21 protein-coding genes are annotated in these 21908 nt (G+C 71.0%); 12 read left to right on the plus strand and 9 right to left on the minus strand.

Annotation, left to right across the window (positions count from 1 at the left end):
• Positions 1 to 37 precede the first annotated feature (37 nt).
• Positions 38 to 1225, plus strand: coding sequence for an acetyl-CoA C-acyltransferase (locus C1707_RS03905; protein ID WP_101712798.1), 1188 nt, complete (start codon positions 38 to 40; stop codon positions 1223 to 1225).
• 333 nt (positions 1226 to 1558) lie between these two features.
• Here C1707_RS03905 and C1707_RS03910 read toward each other — a convergent pair whose 3' ends face one another.
• Positions 1559 to 1972, minus strand: coding sequence for a hypothetical protein (locus C1707_RS03910; RefSeq protein ID WP_101712799.1), 414 nt, complete (start codon positions 1970 to 1972; stop codon positions 1559 to 1561).
• A 67-nt stretch (positions 1973 to 2039) separates the two neighbouring features.
• The gene (locus tag C1707_RS03915; RefSeq protein ID WP_101712800.1) at positions 2040 to 2675 is read right to left on the minus strand and encodes a hypothetical protein; all 636 of its coding nucleotides are present in this window, start codon (positions 2673 to 2675) and stop codon (positions 2040 to 2042) included.
• A gap of 116 nt (positions 2676 to 2791) precedes the next feature.
• Between C1707_RS03915 and tsaE the strand changes: the two genes are divergently transcribed.
• From tsaE to trxA, 6 genes are all read left to right on the plus strand, one after another.
• Positions 2792 to 3283 (plus strand): tRNA (adenosine(37)-N6)-threonylcarbamoyltransferase complex ATPase subunit type 1 TsaE, encoded by a 492-nt coding sequence (tsaE, locus tag C1707_RS03920; RefSeq protein WP_101712801.1) that lies wholly within the window; start codon positions 2792 to 2794, stop codon positions 3281 to 3283.
• The gene (amgK, locus tag C1707_RS03925; RefSeq protein WP_101712802.1) at positions 3273 to 4358 is read left to right on the plus strand and encodes an N-acetylmuramate/N-acetylglucosamine kinase AmgK; all 1086 of its coding nucleotides are present in this window, start codon (positions 3273 to 3275) and stop codon (positions 4356 to 4358) included. The genes tsaE and amgK overlap by 11 nt, the downstream gene beginning before the upstream one ends.
• A 17-nt stretch (positions 4359 to 4375) precedes the next feature.
• Positions 4376 to 5080 (plus strand): N-acetylmuramate alpha-1-phosphate uridylyltransferase MurU, encoded by a 705-nt coding sequence (gene murU / locus C1707_RS03930; protein ID WP_101712828.1) that lies wholly within the window; start codon positions 4376 to 4378, stop codon positions 5078 to 5080.
• Complete coding sequence (gene addB, locus C1707_RS03935) at positions 5077 to 8031, plus strand: double-strand break repair protein AddB (RefSeq protein ID WP_101712803.1); 2955 nt, start codon at positions 5077 to 5079, stop codon at positions 8029 to 8031. Before murU ends, addB begins: the two co-directional genes overlap by 4 nt.
• Positions 8032 to 8188: 157 nt before the next feature.
• Positions 8189 to 11659: a double-strand break repair helicase AddA gene (gene addA / locus C1707_RS03940; RefSeq protein ID WP_101712804.1), complete on the plus strand. Its 3471-nt coding sequence runs from the start codon at positions 8189 to 8191 to the stop codon at positions 11657 to 11659.
• A gap of 121 nt (positions 11660 to 11780) precedes the next feature.
• On the plus strand, positions 11781 to 12116 hold the full coding sequence (trxA, locus tag C1707_RS03945) for a thioredoxin (RefSeq protein WP_101712805.1): 336 nt from the start codon (positions 11781 to 11783) through the stop codon (positions 12114 to 12116).
• 77 nt (positions 12117 to 12193) lie between these two features.
• Here the strand turns inward: trxA and C1707_RS03950 are convergent, their stop codons facing one another.
• The gene (locus C1707_RS03950) at positions 12194 to 12706 is read right to left on the minus strand and encodes a hypothetical protein (protein ID WP_101712806.1); all 513 of its coding nucleotides are present in this window, start codon (positions 12704 to 12706) and stop codon (positions 12194 to 12196) included.
• Between the two features lie 165 nt (positions 12707 to 12871).
• On the minus strand, positions 12872 to 13534 hold the full coding sequence (locus tag C1707_RS03955) for a nitroreductase (RefSeq protein WP_101712807.1): 663 nt from the start codon (positions 13532 to 13534) through the stop codon (positions 12872 to 12874).
• 88 nt (positions 13535 to 13622) lie between these two features.
• Here C1707_RS03955 and mtgA point away from each other — a divergent pair, with 88 nt between their 5' ends.
• Positions 13623 to 14300 carry a monofunctional biosynthetic peptidoglycan transglycosylase gene (mtgA, locus tag C1707_RS03960; protein WP_420808227.1) on the plus strand — a complete coding sequence of 226 codons (678 nt, stop codon included), beginning with the start codon at positions 13623 to 13625 and terminating at the stop codon, positions 14298 to 14300.
• A gap of 32 nt (positions 14301 to 14332) precedes the next feature.
• Positions 14333 to 14878, plus strand: a complete 546-nt coding sequence (locus C1707_RS03965; RefSeq protein WP_101712808.1) for a GNAT family N-acetyltransferase — start codon at positions 14333 to 14335, stop codon at positions 14876 to 14878.
• A 175-nt stretch (positions 14879 to 15053) separates the two neighbouring features.
• On the opposite strand, the gene C1707_RS03970 is transcribed toward C1707_RS03965, so the two are convergent.
• Both C1707_RS03970 and gloB read right to left on the minus strand, forming a co-directional pair.
• Positions 15054 to 15521, minus strand: coding sequence for a cupin domain-containing protein (locus C1707_RS03970; RefSeq protein WP_420808228.1), 468 nt, complete (start codon positions 15519 to 15521; stop codon positions 15054 to 15056).
• Positions 15522 to 15526: 5 nt separating this feature from the next.
• Positions 15527 to 16273 carry a hydroxyacylglutathione hydrolase gene (gene gloB / locus C1707_RS03975; RefSeq protein WP_101712810.1) on the minus strand — a complete coding sequence of 249 codons (747 nt, stop codon included), beginning with the start codon at positions 16271 to 16273 and terminating at the stop codon, positions 15527 to 15529.
• 91 nt (positions 16274 to 16364) lie between these two features.
• Between gloB and C1707_RS03980 the strand changes: the two genes are divergently transcribed.
• From C1707_RS03980 to C1707_RS03990, 3 genes are all read left to right on the plus strand, one after another.
• Positions 16365 to 17183, plus strand: a complete 819-nt coding sequence (locus C1707_RS03980) for a class I SAM-dependent methyltransferase (RefSeq protein ID WP_101712811.1) — start codon at positions 16365 to 16367, stop codon at positions 17181 to 17183.
• 28 nt (positions 17184 to 17211) lie between these two features.
• The gene (locus C1707_RS03985; RefSeq protein WP_058348648.1) at positions 17212 to 17556 is read left to right on the plus strand and encodes a P-II family nitrogen regulator; all 345 of its coding nucleotides are present in this window, start codon (positions 17212 to 17214) and stop codon (positions 17554 to 17556) included.
• 100 nt (positions 17557 to 17656) lie between these two features.
• Entirely contained in the window at positions 17657 to 19165 is a 1509-nt protein-coding gene (locus C1707_RS03990) for a phospholipase D-like domain-containing protein (protein WP_101712812.1), read from the plus strand.
• Between the two features lie 27 nt (positions 19166 to 19192).
• Here C1707_RS03990 and C1707_RS03995 read toward each other — a convergent pair whose 3' ends face one another.
• The 3 genes from C1707_RS03995 to metX form a co-directional block, all read right to left on the minus strand.
• Positions 19193 to 19936 (minus strand): endonuclease/exonuclease/phosphatase family protein, encoded by a 744-nt coding sequence (locus C1707_RS03995; RefSeq protein WP_101712813.1) that lies wholly within the window; start codon positions 19934 to 19936, stop codon positions 19193 to 19195.
• The gene (metW, locus tag C1707_RS04000) at positions 19933 to 20598 is read right to left on the minus strand and encodes a methionine biosynthesis protein MetW (protein ID WP_101712814.1); all 666 of its coding nucleotides are present in this window, start codon (positions 20596 to 20598) and stop codon (positions 19933 to 19935) included. Before metW ends, C1707_RS03995 begins: the two co-directional genes overlap by 4 nt.
• Positions 20599 to 20743: 145 nt before the next feature.
• Entirely contained in the window at positions 20744 to 21901 is a 1158-nt protein-coding gene (gene metX / locus C1707_RS04005) for a homoserine O-acetyltransferase MetX (RefSeq protein WP_101712815.1), read from the minus strand.
• Between the last annotated feature and the right edge of the window lie 7 nt (positions 21902 to 21908).

Here is a 21908-nt window from a genome sequence, read left to right on the forward strand (position 1 = left end):
GCAATTCAAACTAACGTTTAAACAGGGAAGAAGCGCCATGCGCGAAGCGGTCATCGTCTCCTACGCCCGGACGGGCCTGGCCAAGTCCAATCGCGGCGGCTTCAACAACACCCACGGCGCGGCGATGGCCGGCCACGCCATCCAGCACGCGGTGTCGCGCGCCGGGCTCGAAGGCGCCGAGGTCGAGGACGTCGTGCTGGGCTGCGGCGGTCCCGAAGGCGCCACCGGCATGAACGTGGCCCGCAACGCCGCCATCTGGGCCGGCCTGCCGGTGACCACCTCGGGCCAGACCGTCAACCGCTTCTGCTCGTCGGGCCTACAGGCCATCGCCACGGCCGCCAACTACGTCCGCAACGACGGCGCCCCGGTGGCCATCGGCGGCGGCGTGGAGTCGATCTCGCTGGTGCAGGGCGGCGGCCACATGAACCGCTTCCACATCACCGAAGACAAGCTGATGAAGGAAAAACCGGCCCTGTGGATGGCGATGATCGACACCGCCGACATCGTCGCCAAGCGCTATGGCGTCAGCCGCGAATACCAGGACGAATACGCTCTTCGTAGCCAACAGCGGATTGCAGCGGCGCAAGCCGCCGGCCTGTTCGCCGACGAGATCGTGCCGATGGCCACCAAGATGAAGGTGGTCAACAAGGAGACCAAGGAAGAGAGCCTGGTCGACTATGTCGTCACCAAGGACGAGTGCAATCGTCCGGAGACCACGCTGGAAGGCCTGGCCAAGCTGGAGCCGGTCAAGGGTCCGGGCAACTTCATCACCGCCGGCAACGCCAGCCAGCTGTCGGACGGCGCCGCCGCCGTGGTGGTGATGGAGGCCAAGGAGGCCGCCCGCCGCAATCTCGAGCCGCTGGGCCTGTTCAAGGGCTTCGCCATCGCCGGATGCGAGCCCGACGAGATGGGCATCGGCCCGGTCTTCGCCGTGCCGCGCCTCCTGGAGCGCCACGGCCTGAAGGTCGACGACATCGACCTGTGGGAGCTGAACGAGGCCTTCGCCAGCCAGTGCCTCTACAGCCGCGACCGCCTGGGCATCGATCCGGAGAAGTACAACGTCAACGGCGGCTCGATCGCCATCGGCCACCCCTTCGGCATGACCGGCGCCCGCTGCGCCGGCCACCTGCTGCTGGAAGGCAAGCGCCGCAAGGCCAAGCTGGGCGTGGTGACCATGTGCATCGGCGGCGGCATGGGCGCCGCCGGCTTGTTCGAAATCTTCTGATTTCGGCAAGCCGGACGACGGCGCCCATCACTCGAAGTCTGCTGAAATCGCATTCGCGATTTCAGCGGGGCGCCGCCGGCTTGTTCGAAATCTTCTGATTTCGGCAAGCCGGACGACGGCGCCCATCGCTCGAAGTCTGCTGAAATCGCATTCGCGATTTCAGCGGGGCGCCGCCGGCTTGTTCGAAATCTTCTGATTTCGGCAAGCCGGACCACCCGGGCCTAGGATGCAGGCTCGATTGAGCCGTGTTCTGAACTGGGGAAGTTCAACGCCTATTTTTCGTCATCCCGGAAAGCCCGCAGGGCTTATCCGGGATGACGGGAAATTACCGACCTAGCGACCCTTGCGCTCGAAGGTCGTCGCGAACTTGGGATTGAAGATCTGGAACTCGCCCTCGGGCGTGATCACCAGGCCGGTGATGCTCCGCCGCAGGGCCTCCTGGCGCTCCCAGCCCCAGACTTCGAGCGTGACGGTCAGCCCGCCCTCCTCCTGCGTCACTTCCTTGCTGTCGTAGTCCACGACCCGGCCCTGCCAGAGGATTTCGCCGCCGGACACGATCAGCTCGACGGACGGATCCCCGGCCTCGCGCCAACGGCCCTGCATCTGCCTGGGCAGCGGCGCCTTCCGATCCGTCTTGCCCAGTTCGCCGAAGGCGGAATCGGCGGCCGGCGCGGACGCCGGCGCCGCGTGAGCCTCGACGGCGACCAGGGCCAGGACCAGGGAAATCGCCAGGGACAGCCGACGCATACGCTCTAACTCCGCTTCACTCGTCCCGCACGAGACGAAAACGGCGCGCTCAATTCAAGCCCGAAATCTACAGACCCAGGTCCTTGCGCACGAAGCGGTAGGTCTCGCGCTTCTCGCAGGCGCAGGCCTTCATCTGGCCGTCGGGCGTCCACCAGACCAGCAGCGGATAGGCGAAGTTGACGCCGTTGGCCTTGAGCAGCGGAACCAGGTCCTCGACCGACTTGCGGCCGGCTTCGATCACCGCGGTGCGGGCGATGTCGCCGTCGGCGGGCTTGAGGCCCGGAGCGGTCCAGGCGTCGACCGGCGTGGCGTCCCACGCCTCAGACAGTTCCCACGAGCGGTTGATCCACAGCTCGGCGACGGTGGCGCGCTCGACCGGCGTCGACTTGGGCACGCCGTTGCGGTCGGCGCGGGCGATTTCGATCAGGCGGGTGTCGACACCGGCCTTGTGCAGGCGCGGATACTCTTCCTTCTTGAAGCGGACGCAGTCGGGGCAGGTGCGGAAGCTGATCATGTAGAGCTTGGGGCCCTTGAGGCCCGGCGACACCCAGCCCGAGCCCTCGAGGATCTTGGCGATCTCGGCCTGGTTCTTGGTGATGGTCTTGGGCCGCCAGCGCAGTTCGAAGTTCCACCACGCCCCCCAGCCGGCGACGACCACGACGACGACGGCGGCGAGGCCGGCCCACAGCTTCCAGTTCTTCATCTCGACCGGTCCTCTCGGAATTGCAGTCCTGGTGATAGGACGCCCCGCGCGCCGGAGCGAAGGCAAAATTCCTGAAAGCCGCTTGAGGCGCGCGCGGGGGACTCTAGATTGGCGCGATGTCCACGTCTCAGGCGCCCGGGGGCGCCGCCTTCCTCGAAATCGACCTGCCCGACGAGGCCGCCACCAAGGCCCTCGGCCAGCGACTGGCCGCGACCCTGTTCCCGGGCGCGGCGCTCTGCCTCTACGGCCCGCTGGGAGCCGGCAAGTCGACCCTGGCCCGCGCCCTGGTCCGCGCCCTGACCTCGCCCGACGAAGAGGTGCCCAGCCCGACCTTCACCCTCGTGCAGTTCTACGAGGCGGCCGACTTCCCGCTGGCCCATTTCGACCTCTACCGCCTGGAGGATCCGGACGAGGCCTACGAGATCGGCCTGCTCGAAGCGCTGGAGGACGGCGCGGCCCTGATCGAGTGGCCCCAGCGCCTGGAGGGCCGTCTGCCGCCGCACCGACTCGATGTAGAGATTTCGCCGGTCCTGGACGCCGCCGAGGAAGCGCGCCGCGTCCGCATCACCCCCTTCGGCGCCTTCGAGGAACGCAAGCTTGAGCTCTGACCGCGAGACCCTGAAGGCCGAGTTCCTGGCCCGCCACGGCTATGGCGACGTCCGCCGCCAGCCGCTGGGCGGCGACGCCTCGACCCGATCGTACGAGCGCCTGCATCGCGACGGCCGGACCTTCATCTTCATGGACCAGCCGCCGGCCCTGGAGACCGCTCCGTGCCCGCCCGGCGCCACGCCGGACGAGCGCCGGGCCCTGGGATTCAACGCCGCCTACCGCCTGGCCGCGGGCCGGGTCGACGCCTTCGTGGCCGTGGCCGGCTGGCTGCGCGCGCAAGGGCTGTCGGCGCCTGAAGTGCTGGCCGCCGAGCCCGCCCTCGGCCTGGCCGTGCTGGAAGACCTGGGCGACGACCTCTACGCCAAGGTGATCGCCGAAGGCGGCGACGAGCCGGCCATGTACGACGCCGCGGTCGACGCGCTCGTGGCCCTGCACGCCGCCAAGCCCCCGGCGGTGCTGGAGGCCGGCGGCTCGACCTGGCCGCTGCTGACCTATGACGACCTGGCCCTGCGCATGGCCCAGGACCTGTTCGTCGAGTGGCTGCCCCGGCTGAAGCCGGTGACGTTCGACGCCGCCGCCCTGGCCGACTGGCAAGCGCTGTGGACGCCGATCCGCGCGCGGGCCGAGGCCGGCGCGTCCGTGTTCTGCCACCGCGACTATCACGCCGAGAACCTGCTGTGGCTGCCCGATCGCCAGGGCCCGGCCCGCGTGGGCCTGATCGACTTCCAGGACGCCGTGGTCGCCCATCCGGCCTGGGACTTCTCGATGCTGCTGCACGACGCCCGCCGCGACGTCTCGCCGGACATCGAGCAGCGAAGCCTCGAGCGCTATCTCGCCGCCCGCCCCGACCTCGACCGCGCGCAATTCCTGGCCGACTACCACGCGCTGGGCGCGCTGAACGTCGCCCGCATCCTCGGCATCTTCGCCCGCCTGGTCACTCGCGACGGCAAGCCCCGGTACGAGAGCTTCATGCCGCGCCTGTGGCGCTATCTCGACAGCTGCCTGGCCGATCCGGCGCTGGCGGGGCTCAAGGCCTGGTTCGACGCCCACGTCCCGGCGGAGGCCCGCTCGTGAGCGCCCCCACCAAGGCCATGGTGCTGGCCGCGGGCCTGGGCACCCGCATGCGCCCGCTGACCAACGACCGGCCCAAGGCCCTGGTCGAGGTCGCCGGCGCCACCCTGATCGACCACATGCTGGGCCGCCTGGCCGACGCCGGCGTCGAAACGGCCGTGGTCAACGTCCACGCCTTTGCAGACCGGCTGGAAGCCCACCTGAAAACCCGCGCCGGCGCGCCGGCCATAGTCATCTCCGACGAGCGCGGCGAACTGCTGGAAACCGGCGGCGGCCTGCGCAAGGCCCGGCCGCTGCTGGGCGAGGACCCGGTGTTCGTCGCCAACATCGACTCCGTCTGGACCGAAGACGGCGCGCCGGCGATCGACAGCCTGGCCAGGGCCTGGGATCCCGAGCGCATGGACGTGTGCCTGCTGCTGGCGCGGCTGGACCGCACGCTCGGCTTCGACGGGGCCGGCGACTTCTTCATGGCCGAAGACGGCGCCCTGACCTTCCGGGGCGCGGCGTCCAGCGCGCCCTACGCCTATATGGGCGTGCATATCTGCCGGCCGGACATCGTCGACGACGGCCCCGACGGCGCGTTCTCGCTGGCGACGATCTGGCGCGAACTGGCGCCGCGAGGCCGCGTCCACGGCGTGGTCATGGACGGTTTCTGGATGCACGTCGGCGATCCCGGCGCGCGCGACGAGGCCGAGGCCAAGCTGGCAGAGGCCCGAGGAAAATGAGCGGCCTGGCCGGTTCCGGCTGGTTCTCGATCCCGGCGCACCGGCCGTTCGTCGACGACGTGGCCGCGGGCCTGGTGGAACGCCTCGCGGACCTGGGTCCCGACGCCCTGTCGCACGCCACCCTGCTGACGCCCACGCGACGCGGCGCCCGCGCCTTGGCCGACGCGTTCCTGGCGGTGAACGGCGGGCGGGCGGTGCTGCTGCCGCAGATCCGCCCCCTGGGCGACCTCGACGAGGGCGAGCCGCCGTTCGAGCCCGGCGACCTGGCGCTGGACCTGCCGCCGGCCGTCTCCAGCCGCCGCCGCCGGTTCGAGCTGGCCCGCCTGGTGCACGACAACGCCTCGCTGCTCGACAGTCCGCCCAGCGCCGGCCAGGCCCTGGAGATGGCCAAGGCCGTCTCCGACCTGCTCGACAGCTGCCAGATCGAGGAGGTCCCGATCATCGAGCGCCTCGACGGCCTGGCCGACGGCGACCTGGCCGCCCACTGGCAGGTCTCGGCCCGGTTCATCCGGGCCATGGTAGAAGGCTGGAGCGCGCGGCTGTCGGACCTGAACCTGATGGACGTCAGCGCCCGCCGCGTGGCCCTGCTGCGCGAACTGGCCAAGCAGTGGACGGCCAGTCCGCCACCCGGCGTGCTGGTCGCCGCCGGCTCGACCGGCACCGCGCCCGCCACCGCCGACCTGCTGATCGCGGTCGCCAACGCGCCGCAGGGCTGCGTCGTGCTGCCGGGCCTCGACGAGGACCTGGCGGGCGAAGCCTGGGACCAGGTCGGCGAGCAGCATCCGCAGGGCGCCATGCGCCGCCTTCTCCACCGGGCCGGCGTGGATCGCGGCGTCGTCCGCCGCTGGCGCAACGAGGCCGACAGCCGGGGCCGCTGGCGCCGGCGCCTGGTCAACGAGGCCCTGCGCCCGGCCGAGGCCACCGCCGACTGGCTGGCCCAGATCGCCAAGCTGCGCGCGGAGTCCGCCAGCGTCGACCCGATCGCCGAGGGCCTGTCGGGCCTGTCTTTGGTCAACGCCTCGGGCGAGGAGGAGGCGGCCCTGGCCTGCGCCCTCTTGCTGCGCGAAGCCCTGGAGACCGAAGGCAAGACCGCCGCGCTCGTGACGCCCGACCAGCAGCTGGCCCGCCGGGCTGGGCTCTATCTGGCCCGCTGGGGCGTCGTGCCCGACAGCTCGGCCGGCGCGCCGCTGGCGGCTTCGGCCCCGGCCGTGCTGGCTCGCAAGCTGGCCGCCCTGGTGCTGGCGCCGCTGGATCCCGTCGGCCTGCTGGCCGTGGCCAAGCACCCGCTGCTGAAGGCCGACGAGGCCGCCCGGACGCTGGAGCGACACGGACTGCGCGGTCCCGCCCCCGTCGACGCCGCCGCCTTGAAGGGCCGCATCGCCGCCTTTCCCGAGGCCGTGGACCTGGCCAGCCGAATCCACGCCGCCGTCGAGATCGCCTGCGCGCCCTATGCCGGCGCGCCCGTCGCCTCGCCGCACCTGGCCGCCGAGGCCCTGGCCAAGGCGCTGGAGAGCCTGGTCGAGCCGTCGGCGCTGTGGGCCGGTTCGGGCGGCGAGGCCCTGGCGGCCCTGGTCTCGGCCCTGATCGACGACGGCCAGGCCCTGCCGCCGACCAATCCGCTGGGCTTCCTCGACCTGCTGGGCCGTCTGGTCGACGAGGAGACCCTGCGCGTCGGCGGGGCCACGCACCCCCAACTCAGAATGCTGGGCGCCATCGAGGCTCGCCTCGTGCGCGCCGACCGGCTGATCCTGGCCGGGCTGGAGGAAGGCGTCTGGCCGCAGGCCGCGCCGATCGACCCGTTCCTGTCGCGGCCGATGCGCGGCAAGCTCGGCCTGCCGCCGCCCGAGCGCAAGATCGGCCTCACCGCCCACGACTTCGCCCAGGCCGCCAGCGCCCCCGACGTGATCCTGGTGCACAGCCAGCGCCGTGGCGGCGCCCCCGCCGTCGAGAGCCGCTGGCTGTGGCGGATGAAGACCCTGGCGCGCGGCGCGGGCCTGACCCTGACCGAGCGCGCCGACGTGCTGGACTGGGCTCGCGCCCTCGACGCGCCCGGCCCCTACGCGCCGGTCAAGCGCCCCGCCCCTTGCCCGCCGGTCGAGGATCGCCCGCGCCGAATGGCCGTCACCCGCGTCGAGGCCCTGACCCGCGACCCCTACGCGGTCTGGGCGCGCGACATCCTCAAGCTCTATCCCCTCGACCGTCCGGACGAGCCCGTGGAGGCGCGCGCCCGGGGCACGGCCATCCACGCGGCCTTCGAGGTGTTCGCCCTGACCTATCCCGACGCCCTGCCGGCCGACGGCGCGGAGATCTTCGAGGGCCTGTACATCGCCGAGCTGGTCGCCGCCGGCATGCCGCCTTCGGCCCTGGCCCGCGAGCGCGCCCTGGCCCGCGAGGCGGCTCTGTGGGTCATGGGCCTGGAGGCTCGCCGCCGGGCCGGCGCGGAGAAGATCGTGGTCGAGGCCGCCGGCGAGATCACCTTCCAGGTCGACGGCCGCCCCTTCACCCTGACGGCCAAGACCGACCGGCTGGAGCCGACCCGCGACGGCGCCGCCGCCCACATCCTCGACTACAAGACCGGCGCCGCTCCCAGCCAGAAGCAGGTCGACACCGGCTTCTCGCCGCAGCTGACCCTGACGGCGGCCATCCTGCAGAACGGCGGCTTTACCGACATCGGCCCGCGCCAGCCGGGCGACCTGACCTACATCCGCGTCACCGGCCGCCGCCCGGCCGGCGAGGAACAGGTGCGCGCCGCCGCCGGCTCGCAAAGCGAGGAGGCCGCCCGCAAGGCCTTCGACGGCCTGGTCGACCTGATCCGCAAGTACGACGACCCGACGCGGCCCTACCTGTCGCGCACCGCCCCGCAGTTCGTGCACGACCACGCCGGCGACTACGGCCACCTGGCGAGGGTGTTCGAATGGTCGACCAGCGGCGACGAGGGGGACGGGGAATGAACGGCGCGACCCTGTCCTCAAGGAACCTCCCCCTCTGGGGGAGGCGATCGCATAGCGATCGGTGGGGGGAAAGCCTACGGAACCGGCAAGGGACGCGGCGGCTGAAAACGCCCCCCCTCCGGCCTTCGGCCGCCTCCCCCAGAGGGGGAGGTTCCCTGTGACCGCGCTCCTTGATCCCCAACGCATCGCCGCCGACCCGGCGATCTCGGCCTTCGTCACGGCCAACGCCGGTTCGGGCAAGACCAAGACCCTGATCGACCGGGTCGCGCGCCTCTTGCTGGGCGGCGCCGAGCCGGCGGCGATCCTGTGCGTGACCTACACCAAGGCCGCCGCCGCCGAGATGCAGCACCGGCTGTTCGACCGGCTGGGCAAGTGGTGCGTGACGCCCGACGAGGACCTGCGCGCCGAGATCGCCGACCTGGTCGACCGACCGCAGAGCGACTTCGACGCCCTGGCCCTGTCCAAGGCCCGCAGCCTGTTCGCCAAGGCGCTGGAGACGCCGGGCGGCCTGAAGATCCAGACCATCCACGCCTTCTGCGAGAAGCTGCTGCGGCGCTTTCCGATCGAGGCCGGGGTCTCGCCCGGCTTCGAGGTGATGGACGACAGCGCCTCGGCCGCCGTGGCCCAGGCGGCGCTGCACAAGCTGGCCGATCACGTCACCCACAGCGACGACATCTTCGCCCAGGCCTACGCCCGGTTCTCGGTGGCCCTGGACTTCGCCTCGTTCGAGGCGATGTTCGCGACCTTCGAGCACCAGCGTGCGGCCATCGCCGCCTATCGCGAACGCTGCGGCGGCCTCGAGGGCGTGGTCGCCGACATCTGGCGGGTCTGCGACTTTCCCGAGCCGACCACCGTAGAGGCGGTCACCGCCGAGGCCATGGACGACCTGGACCGCGTGCTCTGGCGCTCGATCGCCGACGTGCTGGCCGGCGGCGGCAAGACCGACGTCAAGTGCGGCGAGCTGATGCGGGCCGTGGCGACCGATCCCGCCGCAACGCTCGACGACGCCCTGGCGGCCCTGTTCACCGAGAAGGGCGCCGGCACGCCCGCGACCTGGCCGGCCAAGACCTCGGGCCTGAAAAGCCGCGAGGACCTGCGCGAACGGCTGCTGGCCGAGCAGGAGCGCCTGGGCGAGGCCCGCGAATGGGCCCGCGCCGCCCGGGTGGCCGAGGACAGCGTCGCGGTCATGCGGCTGGCGATCCTGTATCTGGCCAAGTTCATCGAGGAAAAGCAGGCCCACGGCGCCCTCGACTTCTCCGACCTGATCGAAAAGACCAGCGACCTGCTGACCAAGCGGGTCGACGCGGCCTGGGTGCTCTACAAGCTGGACGGCGGGGTCAGCCACATCCTGCTCGACGAGGCCCAGGACACCGCCCCCGAGCAGTGGCAAATCCTGTCGGCCCTGACCGAGGACTTCTTCGCCGGGGCCGGCGCGCCGGGCCGCGACGGCCAGAGCGCCGACGGCCGCACCCTGTTCATCGTCGGCGACGAGAAGCAGTCGATCTATTCGTTCCAGGGCGCCCAGCCCGAACGGCTGCTGTTCGAGACGCAGGACTACATCGCCCGCATCGAGGCCGTCGGCCGGGTGGGCAAGCAGGTGCCGCTGCTGACCTCCTACCGCTCGACGCGGCAGGTGCTGAGCTTCGTGGACGCCCTGTTCGAGGCCCCCGAGGCGCGCCTGGGCCTGGCCCCCACCGGCGAGGACATCCCCGAGCACGTGGCCTACCGCAAGGACCACCCGGGGTGCGTCGACCTGTGGCCGCTGGAGCGCGAGCCCGTCGCCGCCGAGCGCGAGGCCTGGGACGCGCCTCTCGACGTCGAGACTGAGCAGGGCGCCAACCGCCGCCTGGCCGAGAAGATCGCCGCCGAGATCAAGGCCCTGGTCGAGCGCGGCGACACCGTGTTCGAGAAGGACGGCAAGCCCCGCCCAGCCCACTACGGCGACGTGCTGGTGCTGGTGCGGCGGCGCAAGGCATTGTTCGAGGAGGTTCTGCGGGCGCTGAAGCGGCGCGGCGTGCCGGTGGCCGGCGCCGACCGGCTGTCGCTGTCGGCCCACATCGTCTTCGACGACCTCCTGGCACTGGGCCGCTTCTGCCTGTTCCCCGACGACGACCTGACCCTGGCGGCGCTGCTGAAGAGCCCGTTCTGCGCCCTGACCGACGATGATCTCTACGCCCTGGCCAAGGGGCGGAAGGGAACGCTGTGGGGCGTGCTGGCCGCGCGCGCCGACGAGCGGCCGGCCTGGCGCGAAGCCCACGCCCTGCTGGAGTGGGCTTTGCAGGCCCGCCGCCGTCGCCAGCCCTATGAGTTCTACGCCCTGTTCCTGGGCAAGCTAGACGCCAACGGGATCAGCAACCGCGCCCGCGCCCTCACGCGGCTGGGCGAAGAGGCCGCCGACGCCCTGGACGAGTTCCTGGCCCAGATCACCAACGCCGAGGCGCGCGGCGTGCGCGACCTGGAGACCCTGGTCGCCGAGTTCGCCGCGCTGGACATCGTGGTCAAGCGCGAGATGGAGGGCGTGCGCCGGCAGGTGCGGGTGATGACCGCCCACGGCGCCAAGGGCCTTGAGGCGCCGATCGTCTTCCTGCCCGAGACGACCATGAAAGGCGGGGCGCGCGGCTCGCCGCTGCTGGCCACCGCCGACAAGGGCTTCGTCTGGTGCGCCTCGGGCAAGCAGGACTGCGAGGCCTCGGCGGCGGCGCGGAAACTGCGCGAGGACAAGGCCCAGCAGGAAGCCTATCGCCTGCTCTATGTGGGGCTCACCCGGGCGCGCGACCGCCTTGTGCTGTGCGGCCGCATCGACGCCCGCACCAAGGACGAAAACGTCGGCGGCTGGTACGCCGCCGCCCGCTCAGCCTTCGCCCACCCCGCGATCGAGGCCGACGTCCGGACGATCGACGAGGAGACCGGGATCCTGCGCTACGGCCCCGATCCCCTGCCCGCCCCGCCGGCAGCCGCGCTGGCGCCGGCTTCGACCGCCGCCCTGCCCGCCTGGGCGCGCCAGGCCGCCGCGCCAGTTTCGGCCGGCGCCCGCTGGGCCGCGCCCTCGGCGCTGGAGGCCGAGGAGGAGGCCGTCGGTTCGGCCCCTTCGCCGCTGGCCAGGATCGAGGGCCTGGGCCGCTATCGCCGGGGCGAGATCATCCACCGGCTGCTGCAGCTGCTGCCCGACATCGCCCCGGCCGGACGCCGGGCCGCCGCCGCCCGCCTGCTGGCCGCCGAACGCGACCTGACCGACGCCCAGCGCACCGAGATGACCGCCGCCGCCTTCGGCGTGCTGGAGGACGACCGCTTCGCCGCCGTCTTCGGTCCCGGATCACGGGCCGAAGCCTCGCTGGCCGGGGCCGCCGCCCAGCTGCCGCCGGGCATGGCGATCTCGGGCCGGGTCGACCGGCTGGTGGTCGACCCCGACCGGGTGCTGGTGGTCGACTACAAGACCAACCGCCCCTCGCCCGACCGCATCGAGGACGCCGATCCGGCCTATCTGTCCCAGATGGCGGTCTATGCGGCGGTGCTGTCGGAGATCTTCCCGGGCCGTCGGATCGAGGCGGCGATCGTCTGGACGGACGGCCCCAAACTGATGGCCGTTCCAGAAAACGTGCGGGCCGCGGCGCTTTCGCGCCTCTTCTGAGTTATTGCCGGACGCGCCCCCCGCGCCTACATCTTCGAACAAGAGACGGTCGCAACCGTCACTGTTATCAATCTCGCGCCGCGGTCGCCCCCGCCCCGCCGCGTCAGCCAGGAGCCAGACCATGAGCACCGTTGCGGTGACCGACGCCACCTTCGAGAAAGACGTCCTGCAGGCCGAGGGCCCCGTGCTCGTCGACTTCTGGGCCACGTGGTGCGGCCCGTGCAAGCAGATCGCCCCGGCCCTGGAGCAGATCTCCGAGGAGCTCGCCGACCAGGTCGTGGTCGCCAAGATCGACATCGACGAGAACCAGATGACACCCGCCCGCTACGGCGTGCGCGGCATCCCGACCATGATGCTGTTCCGCGGCGGCCAGATGACCTCGATGAAGGTCGGCGCCATGCCCAAGAGCAAGATCGTCGAGTGGCTCGCCGAAGCCGGCGTCAAGCAGACCGCCTAGGCGGTCGCCAGCCCTCGAAAACGAAGAAGCCCCGGTCTTTCGGCCGGGGCTTTTTTGTTGTCTTGGGTCCCTCGGCCTCAGCCGCCCTTGACGACTTCCGGCAGCGACTTGCCGCTGACGTTGGTGCGAACCGCGCCGCAGACCTGGACGGCGACGGCGCGGGCCGTGGCGTCGGTGCGGCGCACGGCCTGGTCGCTGCCGCCGACTAGGGCGAAGTCGCGATCATATTGGCGCACGGCGTTGATCTGCTCGCCCGTGCGGCCGCAGTCGATCCGCGACGAGATCTCGGTGTAGCTCGACTTGTCGTCGGGCCAGACGAAGTAGCGAACCAGGGCCACCTTGCCCTCGCGCCGGATCGAGCCGACGTCCAGCGCGATGTTCGAGCGGCCGACGGGCGCCAGAATGTTGCGGTCGCTCGCGGCGTATACGGACGGTATCGGCCGCGCGCCGCCATCGGCCGCGGTGTAGAACGGCTTCTGGGCCGAACCGTTGGTGACCTTGCTGACCCGCCAGTCCTGCTTGGGCCATTCCTGAGCGGCGGCCGGGGCGACGAACGACAGGGCGGCCAGGCCCGCGAGGATCATCTTCATGGTCACTTTCCTCCAACGCTTTTGGCTACGCTAGACCCGCAACCTTAAGTGATCAACGATCTCGGCGAGCATCCGAAACCTTTATTTTCCGCAGCCGATCGCTTGTCTCGCAAGGGGTTGGAGCATCCCGTCAATGGAAGCGCTCCCCTGGTTCGCGGTCGCCGTTCAGAACCCCTGCAACTCGCCCCAGGCCTCGAACTCGTCGCGCCGCGAGCGCCACTGGTTCACCGGCGCGGTCTCGTCGGCCACGCCCAGCGCCATGCCCGAGAACACCATGTGGTCGTCCGGCAGCCCCAGGAACTCCGCCGCCAGCGTGCCGTAGGCCGACCAGAACTCCTGGGCGCAGGTGGCCAGGCCCCGTTCCGTCGCCAGCAGCATCACCGTCTGCATGTACATGCCCAGGTCCGACCACTGCGGCGGCCCCAGCTTGCGGTCGATCGAGAAGAACACGCCCACGGGCGCGCCGAAGAACTCGGCGTTGCGGGCGAACTGTCTGAGGCGGCCGATCTTGTCCTCGCGGGGGATTTCCAGCGCGCCGTAGAGATCTTCGCCGACCTGGAAGCGGCGGGTGCGGAACGGGTCCCAGAGATTGGCCGGATAGACCGCGTACTGCGCCTCGTCGGGGGAGCCCAGCCGGGCGGCCACCCTGGCCTTGAACTCGGCCAGCACGTCGCCGGCGATGGCGTGCACCTTCCAGGGCTGCAGGTTGCCGCCGGACGGCGCGCGAGCGGCGGCCTCGAGGATGGCCCGCACCGTTTCGCCCGGCACCGGATCGGCCTTGAAGGCCCGCGCCGAAAAGCGCGCGGCGACCGCCGAAGAAACGTCCATCAAGACCTCCCTAACCAACGCGCCCTATCGGGCGTCTCCTTGGTTGGCTAGCATCCGGCCGCAAGGTCAAGGCAAGGGGCGCCCCGTTTTGAAGGTTCTGCTGCGCAACATCTTTCTGGCGCTGTTCATCCTGCTGGTGGCCGGACCGATCCTGGCCGTGCTGGTCTATCGCTTCGTCCCCGTGCCGGCGACGCCGCTGATGGTCATCCGCGCCGTCGAGGGCAAGGGCTGGGACCACCGCTGGCGGCCTCTGTCGAAGGTCTCGCCCAGCCTGCCTCGCGCCCTGATCGCCGCCGAGGACGCCCGCTTCTGCGAACACCACGGCTTCGACGTCGACGCCCTGCAGAAGGCCTATGAGAACAACGAGAAGGGCAAGAAGGTGCGCGGCGGCTCGACCATCAGCCAGCAGACCGCCAAGAACGTCTTCCTGTGGCCGGACCGTTCCTACCTGCGCAAGGGCCTGGAGGCCTGGTTCACCGTGCTGATCGAGATCGGCTGGGGCAAGCAGCGGATCATGGAGGTCTATCTGAACTCCATCGAGTTCGGCCCCGGCATCTACGGCGCCGAGGCCGCCGCCCAGCGCTATTTCGGCGTCAGCGCCGCCAAGCTGACCCCGGCTCAGTCGGCGCGGCTGGCGGCGATCCTGCCCAGCCCGCTGAAGTGGAAGGCCGTCAAGCCGGGCCGTTACGTCCAGAAGCGCTCGCGCCGGATCGGCGCGGCCTCGGGCACGGTGCGCCGCGACGGCCTGGCCGCTTGCGTGATCTGAAAAAGACGAGAAAGCCTAGGGAAGGAAACGCCATGACCGTCGCGCCCGGTCCCACGCTGCAGACCGCCCGCCTGATCCTGCGCCCCACCGCCGCCGAGGACCTCGACGGCTGGGCGCAGCTGATGGCCGACGTCGAGGCCGCCCAGTACATCGGCGGCTACCAGACCCGCGAGGCCGCCTGGCGCGGCATGGCCAGCATGGCCGGCTCGTGGGCGCTCAACGGCTTTGGCATGTTCTCGCTGATCGCCAGGGACACCGGCCTGTGGGTCGGCCGCATCGGCCCCTGGCGGCCGGAGGGCTGGCCCGGCACGGAGGTCGGCTGGGGCCTGCTGCGCAGCGCCTGGGGCAAGGGCTATGCGGTGGAAGCCGCCGAGGCCGCCATCGACTGGGCCTTCGACGCCCTGGGCTGGGACGAGGTGATCCACTGCATCCACCCCGAGAACACGCCCTCGCAGCAGGTGGCCGCGCGGCTGGGATCGCGCAACCGCGGTCCACATCCGCTGCCGGCGCCGTACCAGGACCTGCCCAACGAGGTGTGGGGGCAGACGAAGGCCGAGTGGAAGGGGCGTTCGTCCTAGCTCCTCCCCCGTGAAACGGGGGAGGGGGACCACGAAGTGGTGGAGGGGGCGAGACTGGGCTCAGTGCTGGCCGTCGCCCCCTCCGTCACGTCGCCGATGGCGCCGCGCCACCTCCCCCGTTTCACGGGGGAGGAGCAGGGAGCTGTCGCGGAGCGACCGAGGGGGCCTCGCCGCCTCAGAGCTTCGGCCGCCAGTCCTCCGGGGCCAGCTCGAAGCCCTCGAACCGGAAGCCCGGCGCCACGGTGCAGCCGACCAGGGTCCAGGCGCCCAGCGACACCGCCGTCTGCCACCAGCCGACCGGCACCACCACCTGCGGGCGGCAGCCGGCGCGCAGGTCCGGGCCCAGGGTGTGGGGCGTCGCGCCGACGCCGTCGGGCGGCGACAGGGTCAGGCGGATCGGCGCGCCGGCGTACCAGTGCCAGACCTCGACGGCGTCGATGCGGTGCCAGGCCGACATCTGCTCGGCTTCCAGCAGGTAGTAGATCGCCGTCGAGGCCGGGCGGCCCTCGGCGTTCGGCGCGTCCTCGAACACGCGCACGTACCAGCCGCCCTCCGGATGGGGCTGCATGCCCAGCAGGCGCACGATCTCCTTCGCCCCCAGGTCGCCGGAAATGGCGGCCCCGGAAATCCCCGAAACGCTCATAGAACTCATCCCTTGAAACTGTCCTTGGCCGCGCGGATCTCGGCGAAGGCCTGGGCGGGCGCGAGGCCCGGCCGCAGCGCCGGGGCGCGCAGGAACGGATTGGTGGCCTTCTCCAGGCCAATGGTGGTGGGCACGGTGGCCTCGCCGCGCTCTCGGGCGGCGAACACCGCGTCGGCGCGCGCCCTCAGGGCCGGACCCGTGTCGACCGACAGGGCGAAGCGGGCGTTCGAGGCGGTGTACTCGTGGGCGCAGTAGACGGTGGTCTCGTCGGGCAGGTCGGCCAGTCGCGACAGCGAGGCCCACATCTGCTCGGGGTCGCCCTCGAACATCCGCCCGCAACCCAGGGCGAACAGGGTGTCGCCGACGAAGGCGACGCCGTCGGCGGCGTCGTGATAGGCCACGTGGCCCAGGGTATGGCCGCCGCTGTCGATCACCAGGAAGCGGGTCTCGCCCAGCTCCACCACGTCGCCGCCGGCCACCACGCGGTCGAGCGGCGCGATGCGGGTCACTTCCTGAGGGCCGACGACTGTCGCGCCGGTGGCGGCCTTGACGGCCTCGTTGCCGCCGGCGTGGTCGGGATGCCAGTGGGTGTTGAGGATAAGGTCCAGCCCCCAGCCCAGCTTTTCCAGCTGCAGCAGGATGGCGTCGGCGTCCGGCGTGTCGACGCAGGCGGTCCGTCCGGTCGCGACATCGCGCACGAGAAAGCCGTAATTGTCGGACAGGCAGGGAAACTGGTGGATTTGCAACGGCATGCGGACGGCCTCGGTCACTGACGGGGGTCGGCGGGCGTGACGCGGAGGATTCGCCCGCCTACATAGATGGCCTCGACGCCACGGAGACTCAATGCGCCGCGACGTGCTCGACCTCAGAGCCTTCTACGCCGCCCCGCTGGGCCGGGTGGCGCGGGAGATGCTCGGCCGCAAGGTGGCCGAGGCCTGGGGCGACGCCAACGGGCTGGACGTTCTGGGCCTGGGCTATGCGACGCCGTTCCTCGACGAGGCGCGCGGCAAGGCCCGCAGGGTGGTGGCCGCCATGCCGGCGTCGCAGGGGGTCGAGGTCTGGCCCGCCGGCGGCGAGCGCAACCAGGCGGCCCTGGTCGAAGAGACCGCCCTGCCCTTTCCCAACGCCATGTTCGACCGGATCCTGGCCGTCCACGCGCTGGAGGAGGCCGACGATCCGTCGGCGGTGCTGCGCGAGCTGTGGCGGGTGATGGCCCCGTCCGGCCGCCTGATCGTCGCGGTGGCCTCGCGCGACGGCGTCTGGGCCCGCGCCGAAGGCACCCCCTTCGGCCACGGCCGCCCGTTCAGCCGAAGCCAGCTGGAAAACCTGCTGCGCGAGGCCGACCTGGAGCCGGCCGGCTGGACCCGCGCGCTCTACGCCCCCCCGGCGGGCTTCACCGTCGGCTGGGCCGAGGGCTTCGAGCAGGTGGGCGCACGGCTGTGGCCGCGCTTCGCCGGGCTGATCCTGATGGAGGCGGTCAAGCAGACCTTCGCGGTCAAGCCGCGCGGCAGCCGGGCCCGCGCCCGGGTGTTCGCCCCGGTCATGCCGCCCGCCCCGGCCGGCGTGGCGCCTGTTCGGAAGGCGCCGGGAACCGTAAGGACCGGAATACTATTGGAAGCTGTGGCGCCAGGGCCTAGCCTTGAGTCGCCGACACAGCCGTAAACCGGCCGCGTAGAGGGGAATTCGCGCCATGAAGATGATCGTCGCCGTTATCAAGCCCAGCCGCCTGGACGCCGTGCTCGAGGCGGTCACCGAGGCGGGCGCGTCGGGGCTGACGGTGACCGAGGTGCGCGGCTACGGCCGCCAGAAGGGCAAGACCGAGGTCTATCGCGGCGCCGAGTACGAGGTGAAGCTGCTGCCCAAGGTCAAGCTGGAGATCGCCGTGCCCACCGACGTGGCCGACGCGGTGATCGAAGCCCTGCAGCGCACGGCCAACACTGGCAAGATCGGCGACGGCAAGGTCTTCGTCCTCGACCTGGAGCAGGCCCTGCGCATCCGCACGGGCGAGCGCGACGCCGCCGCCATCGCCGGCTGATCCCGCGCTCGCGACGGGATGATTCAGGACAAGCCGCGGCCACAAGCGGAGCCTTACACTGCCTCGCGCGTTGCGGAAGCAGTACGGGCGTAGGGGCGACATGGCCGAAATCGAAACCGTCTTCTGTCCCGGCTCCACCTGCTGGAGGGTCGAGGCCGCCGAACGACTGGCGCTGTTCATCGACAACGACGAGGCCTTCGACGCCCTGAAGGCCATACTGCTGTCGGCCAAGCACTCGATCTGGATCCTGGCCTGGGTGTTCGATCCGCTCACCCGGCTCGATCCCGACCGCGTCAAGAAGAGCCGCGACCCGGTCCATGCCGACCGCATCGGCCTTCTGCTGCGTCGGCAGGCGGCGCTGAACCCGGCGCTGGACGTGCGGGTGCTGGCCTGGGACATGCCGTTCCCGATCGCCGCCTCGCAGCTGTTCGGCCCGCAGCGCGGCGCGGCCTTCTTCGCCGGCTCCAAGGTCAAGTACCGGCTGGACAACACCCTGCCCGCCAGCGCCTGCCACCACCAGAAGGTGGTCGTCGTCGACGGCTCGGTGGCTCTGGTCAGCGGCGGCGACATCGGCGTCGACCGCTGGGACACCACCGCCCACCTCGACAACGACCCGCGCCGGCGCCTGCCGACCGGCCACCACTATCCGGCCCGCCACGAGGTCGCCGCCATGGTCGACGGCCCGGTGGCCACGGCCTTGGGCGAACTGTTCGCCGAACGCTGGCGCAAGGCCACCGGCGAGACGCTGGATCCGCCCGAACGCCCGCTGACGACGCCCTGGCCAGAGCACCTGGCCCCGCAGTTGCGCCGCCTGCCGATCGCCATCGCCCGCACCCAGCCGCACTGGCGCCGCGACGCCGAGGTCAACGAGTGCCTGCTGCTGCACCTGGAGACGATCCGCACGGCCCGGTGGCTGATCTATATCGAGAACCAGTACCTGACCTCGCCGATCGTGGTCGAAGCCCTGGCCGAGCGTCTGGCCGAGCCCGACGGGCCCGAGGTGGTCACCGTCGGCCCGGCCCGCAGCCCCAGCTATTTCGACCAGATCACCATGGACAGCGCCCGCACCGCGGCGATCAACCGCCTGCGCGAGGTCGACGTCCACGGCCGCTTCTTCGCCTTCAGCGCCCGCACGCCCAAGGGCGCGCCGATCATCGTCCACTCCAAGGTGGCGATCGCCGACGACCGGGTGCTGCGGCTGGGCTCGGCCAATCTCAACAACCGCTCGATCGGCCTCGACACCGAGTGCGACATCGGCTTCGAGGCCCGCGACGAGGACGAACGCCTGGCCATCGCCGCGTTCCTGGGCCGGCTGATCGGCCACTTCCTGGGGGTCGAGACCGAGGCGGTGCTGGAGGCCTTCATCGAGCATGGCGGCCTTGGCCCCGCCATCGAGGCGCTGGACGGCAGGACCGGCCCGCGCCGGCTGGAGCCGGTGGTGGTCACGCCGCTGAAGGGCCTGAAGAAGTTCGTCGCCGACTGGAGCCTGGGCGACGCCATCGCCCCCGACGACGCCTGGCGCCCCTGGGGCCGCCGCAAGCGCCTGAAGCACGACCTTCACCGCCTGACCGCCCCGCCGCCGCAGCCGCCGGAGCACCTGCAGCTTTAGAATCCCTCTCTCATGGAGAGAGGGTTCTTATTCCTCGATCTCCAGGTCCACCACCAGCGGCAGATGGTCCGAAGCCACGCGCGCCAGGGCGTCGTAGGGCGAGAAGACGTTCAGCGTCTTCAGGCCCTTGGTCAGGAACACGTGGTCGATGCGCATGAACGGGAAGTTGGACGGGAAGGTCGCCGTCGGGGCCTTGCCCCAGCCGGCCGAAACGCTCTGGGCGTCGCGGGCGGCGGCTTTCAGCATCCGATAGGTGGCCGAATAGGGCGTGGCGTTGAAGTCGCCCAGCAGCACGCCCGGCGCCTTCCAGCGGTCGGACGCCATCCAGCCCTCGCTGATCAGGGCGGCGGCCTGGCGCTTCTGCTCCTGGGGGATCAGGCCAAGGTGGGTGTTGATGATCTGCACCGGGGTATCGCCGACCATCACCTCGATCCACAGCGCCCCGCGCGGCTCCAGCCCGGGCACCGCGCGATAGAACGGCAGCGGGCCGGACTTGATCAGCTTCTCGGGCAGGTGGGTGAGGATGGCGTCGCCATAGAGCTCCTCCTCCACCGTCATCGCCGGGTGGAAGTGGAAGCCCATCTTCAGGAGTTCGGCCAAGCGATGGGCCTGGTCGACATGGCCGGTGCGCAGCCGGCCGACGTCGAGCTCCTGCAGGGCCACGACGTCGGGCTCGTGGGCCGAGATCACCTCGGCCACGCGTTCCACGTCGAGCCTGCGGTCGCCGCCCACGCAACGGTGGACGTTGTAGGTCATCAGCCGCAGCTTCATGGGATCAGAAGATCGCCTGAAACGGCGCTCGGTTCCACACGCTCCGCGGGCGCCCCGCGACTGAGCAGGAAGAGACAGGTCTCCGAGCGCCAGTTCTCCAGCGCCGTGGTCGGGTCGATCGGCCGGGCCGGACCATTTCCGGCGAAGGCGGCGCTGGCGTCGACGCGCACGCCCAGGTCCTCGGTCAGGGCCATGAAGTCGGCCAGGGTGCACAGGTGGATGTTCGGCGTCGACCACCAGGGCATGGGCAGGGCCTTGGTCTCGGGCATCCGGCCGCGGCTGATCAGCGACCAGCGCACCCGCCAGTGGCCGAAATTGGGGAACGAGACGATCGCCCGGTCGGCGATGCGCAGCAGCTCGTCCAGCACGTGGCGCGGATTGCGCGTCGCCTGCAGGGTCTGGGACAGCACCGCGTAGTCGAAGGTCTTGTCGGGGAAATGATCGAGGTCCTGGTCGGCGTCGCCCTGCACCACCGACAGCCCTCGCGCCATGCAGGCGGCCACGCCATGGGCGCTGATCTCCAGCCCGCGGCCGTCGATCTCCTTCTCGCGGGTCAACAGCTCCAGGAGTGCGCCCTCGCCGCAGCCGACGTCGAGCACCCGCGCGCCCGGCCGGACGAGACGCAGGATCTCGCGGAAGTCCTCGCGGATCATCACCAGGATCCTCCCCCTCTGGGGGAGGTGGCGCGAAGCGGCGGAGGGGGGCTGTTTTCAGCTTCCGGCACGGCGTAGATTCTTCGCAAGCCTCCCCCCACCGATCGCTGCGCGATCGCCTCCCCCAGAGGGGGAGGTTCCTTGAACGCCGCCCTCATCGCCCGATCCCCCGCTCGCGTTCCACCGACGCCATGAACCCCGTCAAGGCCGCGTCCATCACCGGTTCGTCCAGCAGGAAGGCGTCGTGGCCCTTGTCGCTGTCGATCTCGGCGAAGGCGGCGCGACAGCCGGCGGCAGTGAGGGCGCGGACGATGTGGCGGCTCTCCGAGCTCGGATACAGCCAGTCGCTGGTGAAGCTGAGCACGCAGAAGCGCACGTCGCGCGCGGCCTTGAAGGCGTTGGCCAGCACCCCGCCGTGCGGCGCGGCCAGGTCGAAATAGTCCATGGCCCGGGTGATGTAGAGATAGGAGTTGGCGTCGAAGCGGTCGACGAACGCCGCGCCCTGGTGGCGCAGGTAGCTCTCGACCTGGAAATCGGCGTCGAAGCCCCAGGACAGGCCGTCGCGCTGCAGCTCGCGGCCGAACTTGCGCTGCAGGGCCGGCTCGGAAAGATAGGTGATGTGGGCCGACATCCGCGCCACGGCCAGCCCCTTCTCCGGGCGCGAGCCTTGCGCCGCATAGGCCCCGCCGCGCCATTCGGGATCGGCCATGATCGCCTGGCGTCCCACCTCGTGGAAGGCGATGTTCTGGGCCGAGTGGCGCGAGGTCGAGGCCACGACGACAGCGCTGAACACCCGCTGCGGATAGTCGACCGCCCATTGCTGCACCTGCATGCCGCCCATCGAGCCGCCGACCACCGCCAGCAGCGTGTCGACCCCCAGGGCGTCGATCAGCATGGCCTGGGCCCGCACCATGTCGGCGATGGTGATGATCGGGAACGACAGCCCCCAGGCCTGGCCCGTCGCCGGATTGGTCGAGGCCGGCCCCGTCGAGCCCATGCAGCCGCCGACCACGTTGGAGCAGATGACGAAGTGCCGGGCAGGATCGATCGGCTTGCCGGGACCGACCAGCCGCGTCCACCAGCCGGGCTTGCCGGTGGCCGGATGGGTGGAGGCCACGTACTGGTCGCCGGTCAGGGCGTGGCAGATCAGGACGGCGTTCGTGCCGTCCTCGTTCAGCGAGCCGTAGGTCTGGTAGGCGATCTCAAGGCCGCCGATCCTGGCGCCGGAATCCAGCACCAACGGCCGGTCGGCGGGGAAGCGCCAGACACCGCCGCCGAGCGGCGCGGAAACGTCCAGATCAAGGTCGGCCATGTCGCCT

This window comes from Caulobacter flavus (genome assembly GCF_003722335.1).
Taxonomy (GTDB): domain Bacteria; phylum Pseudomonadota; class Alphaproteobacteria; order Caulobacterales; family Caulobacteraceae; genus Caulobacter; species Caulobacter flavus.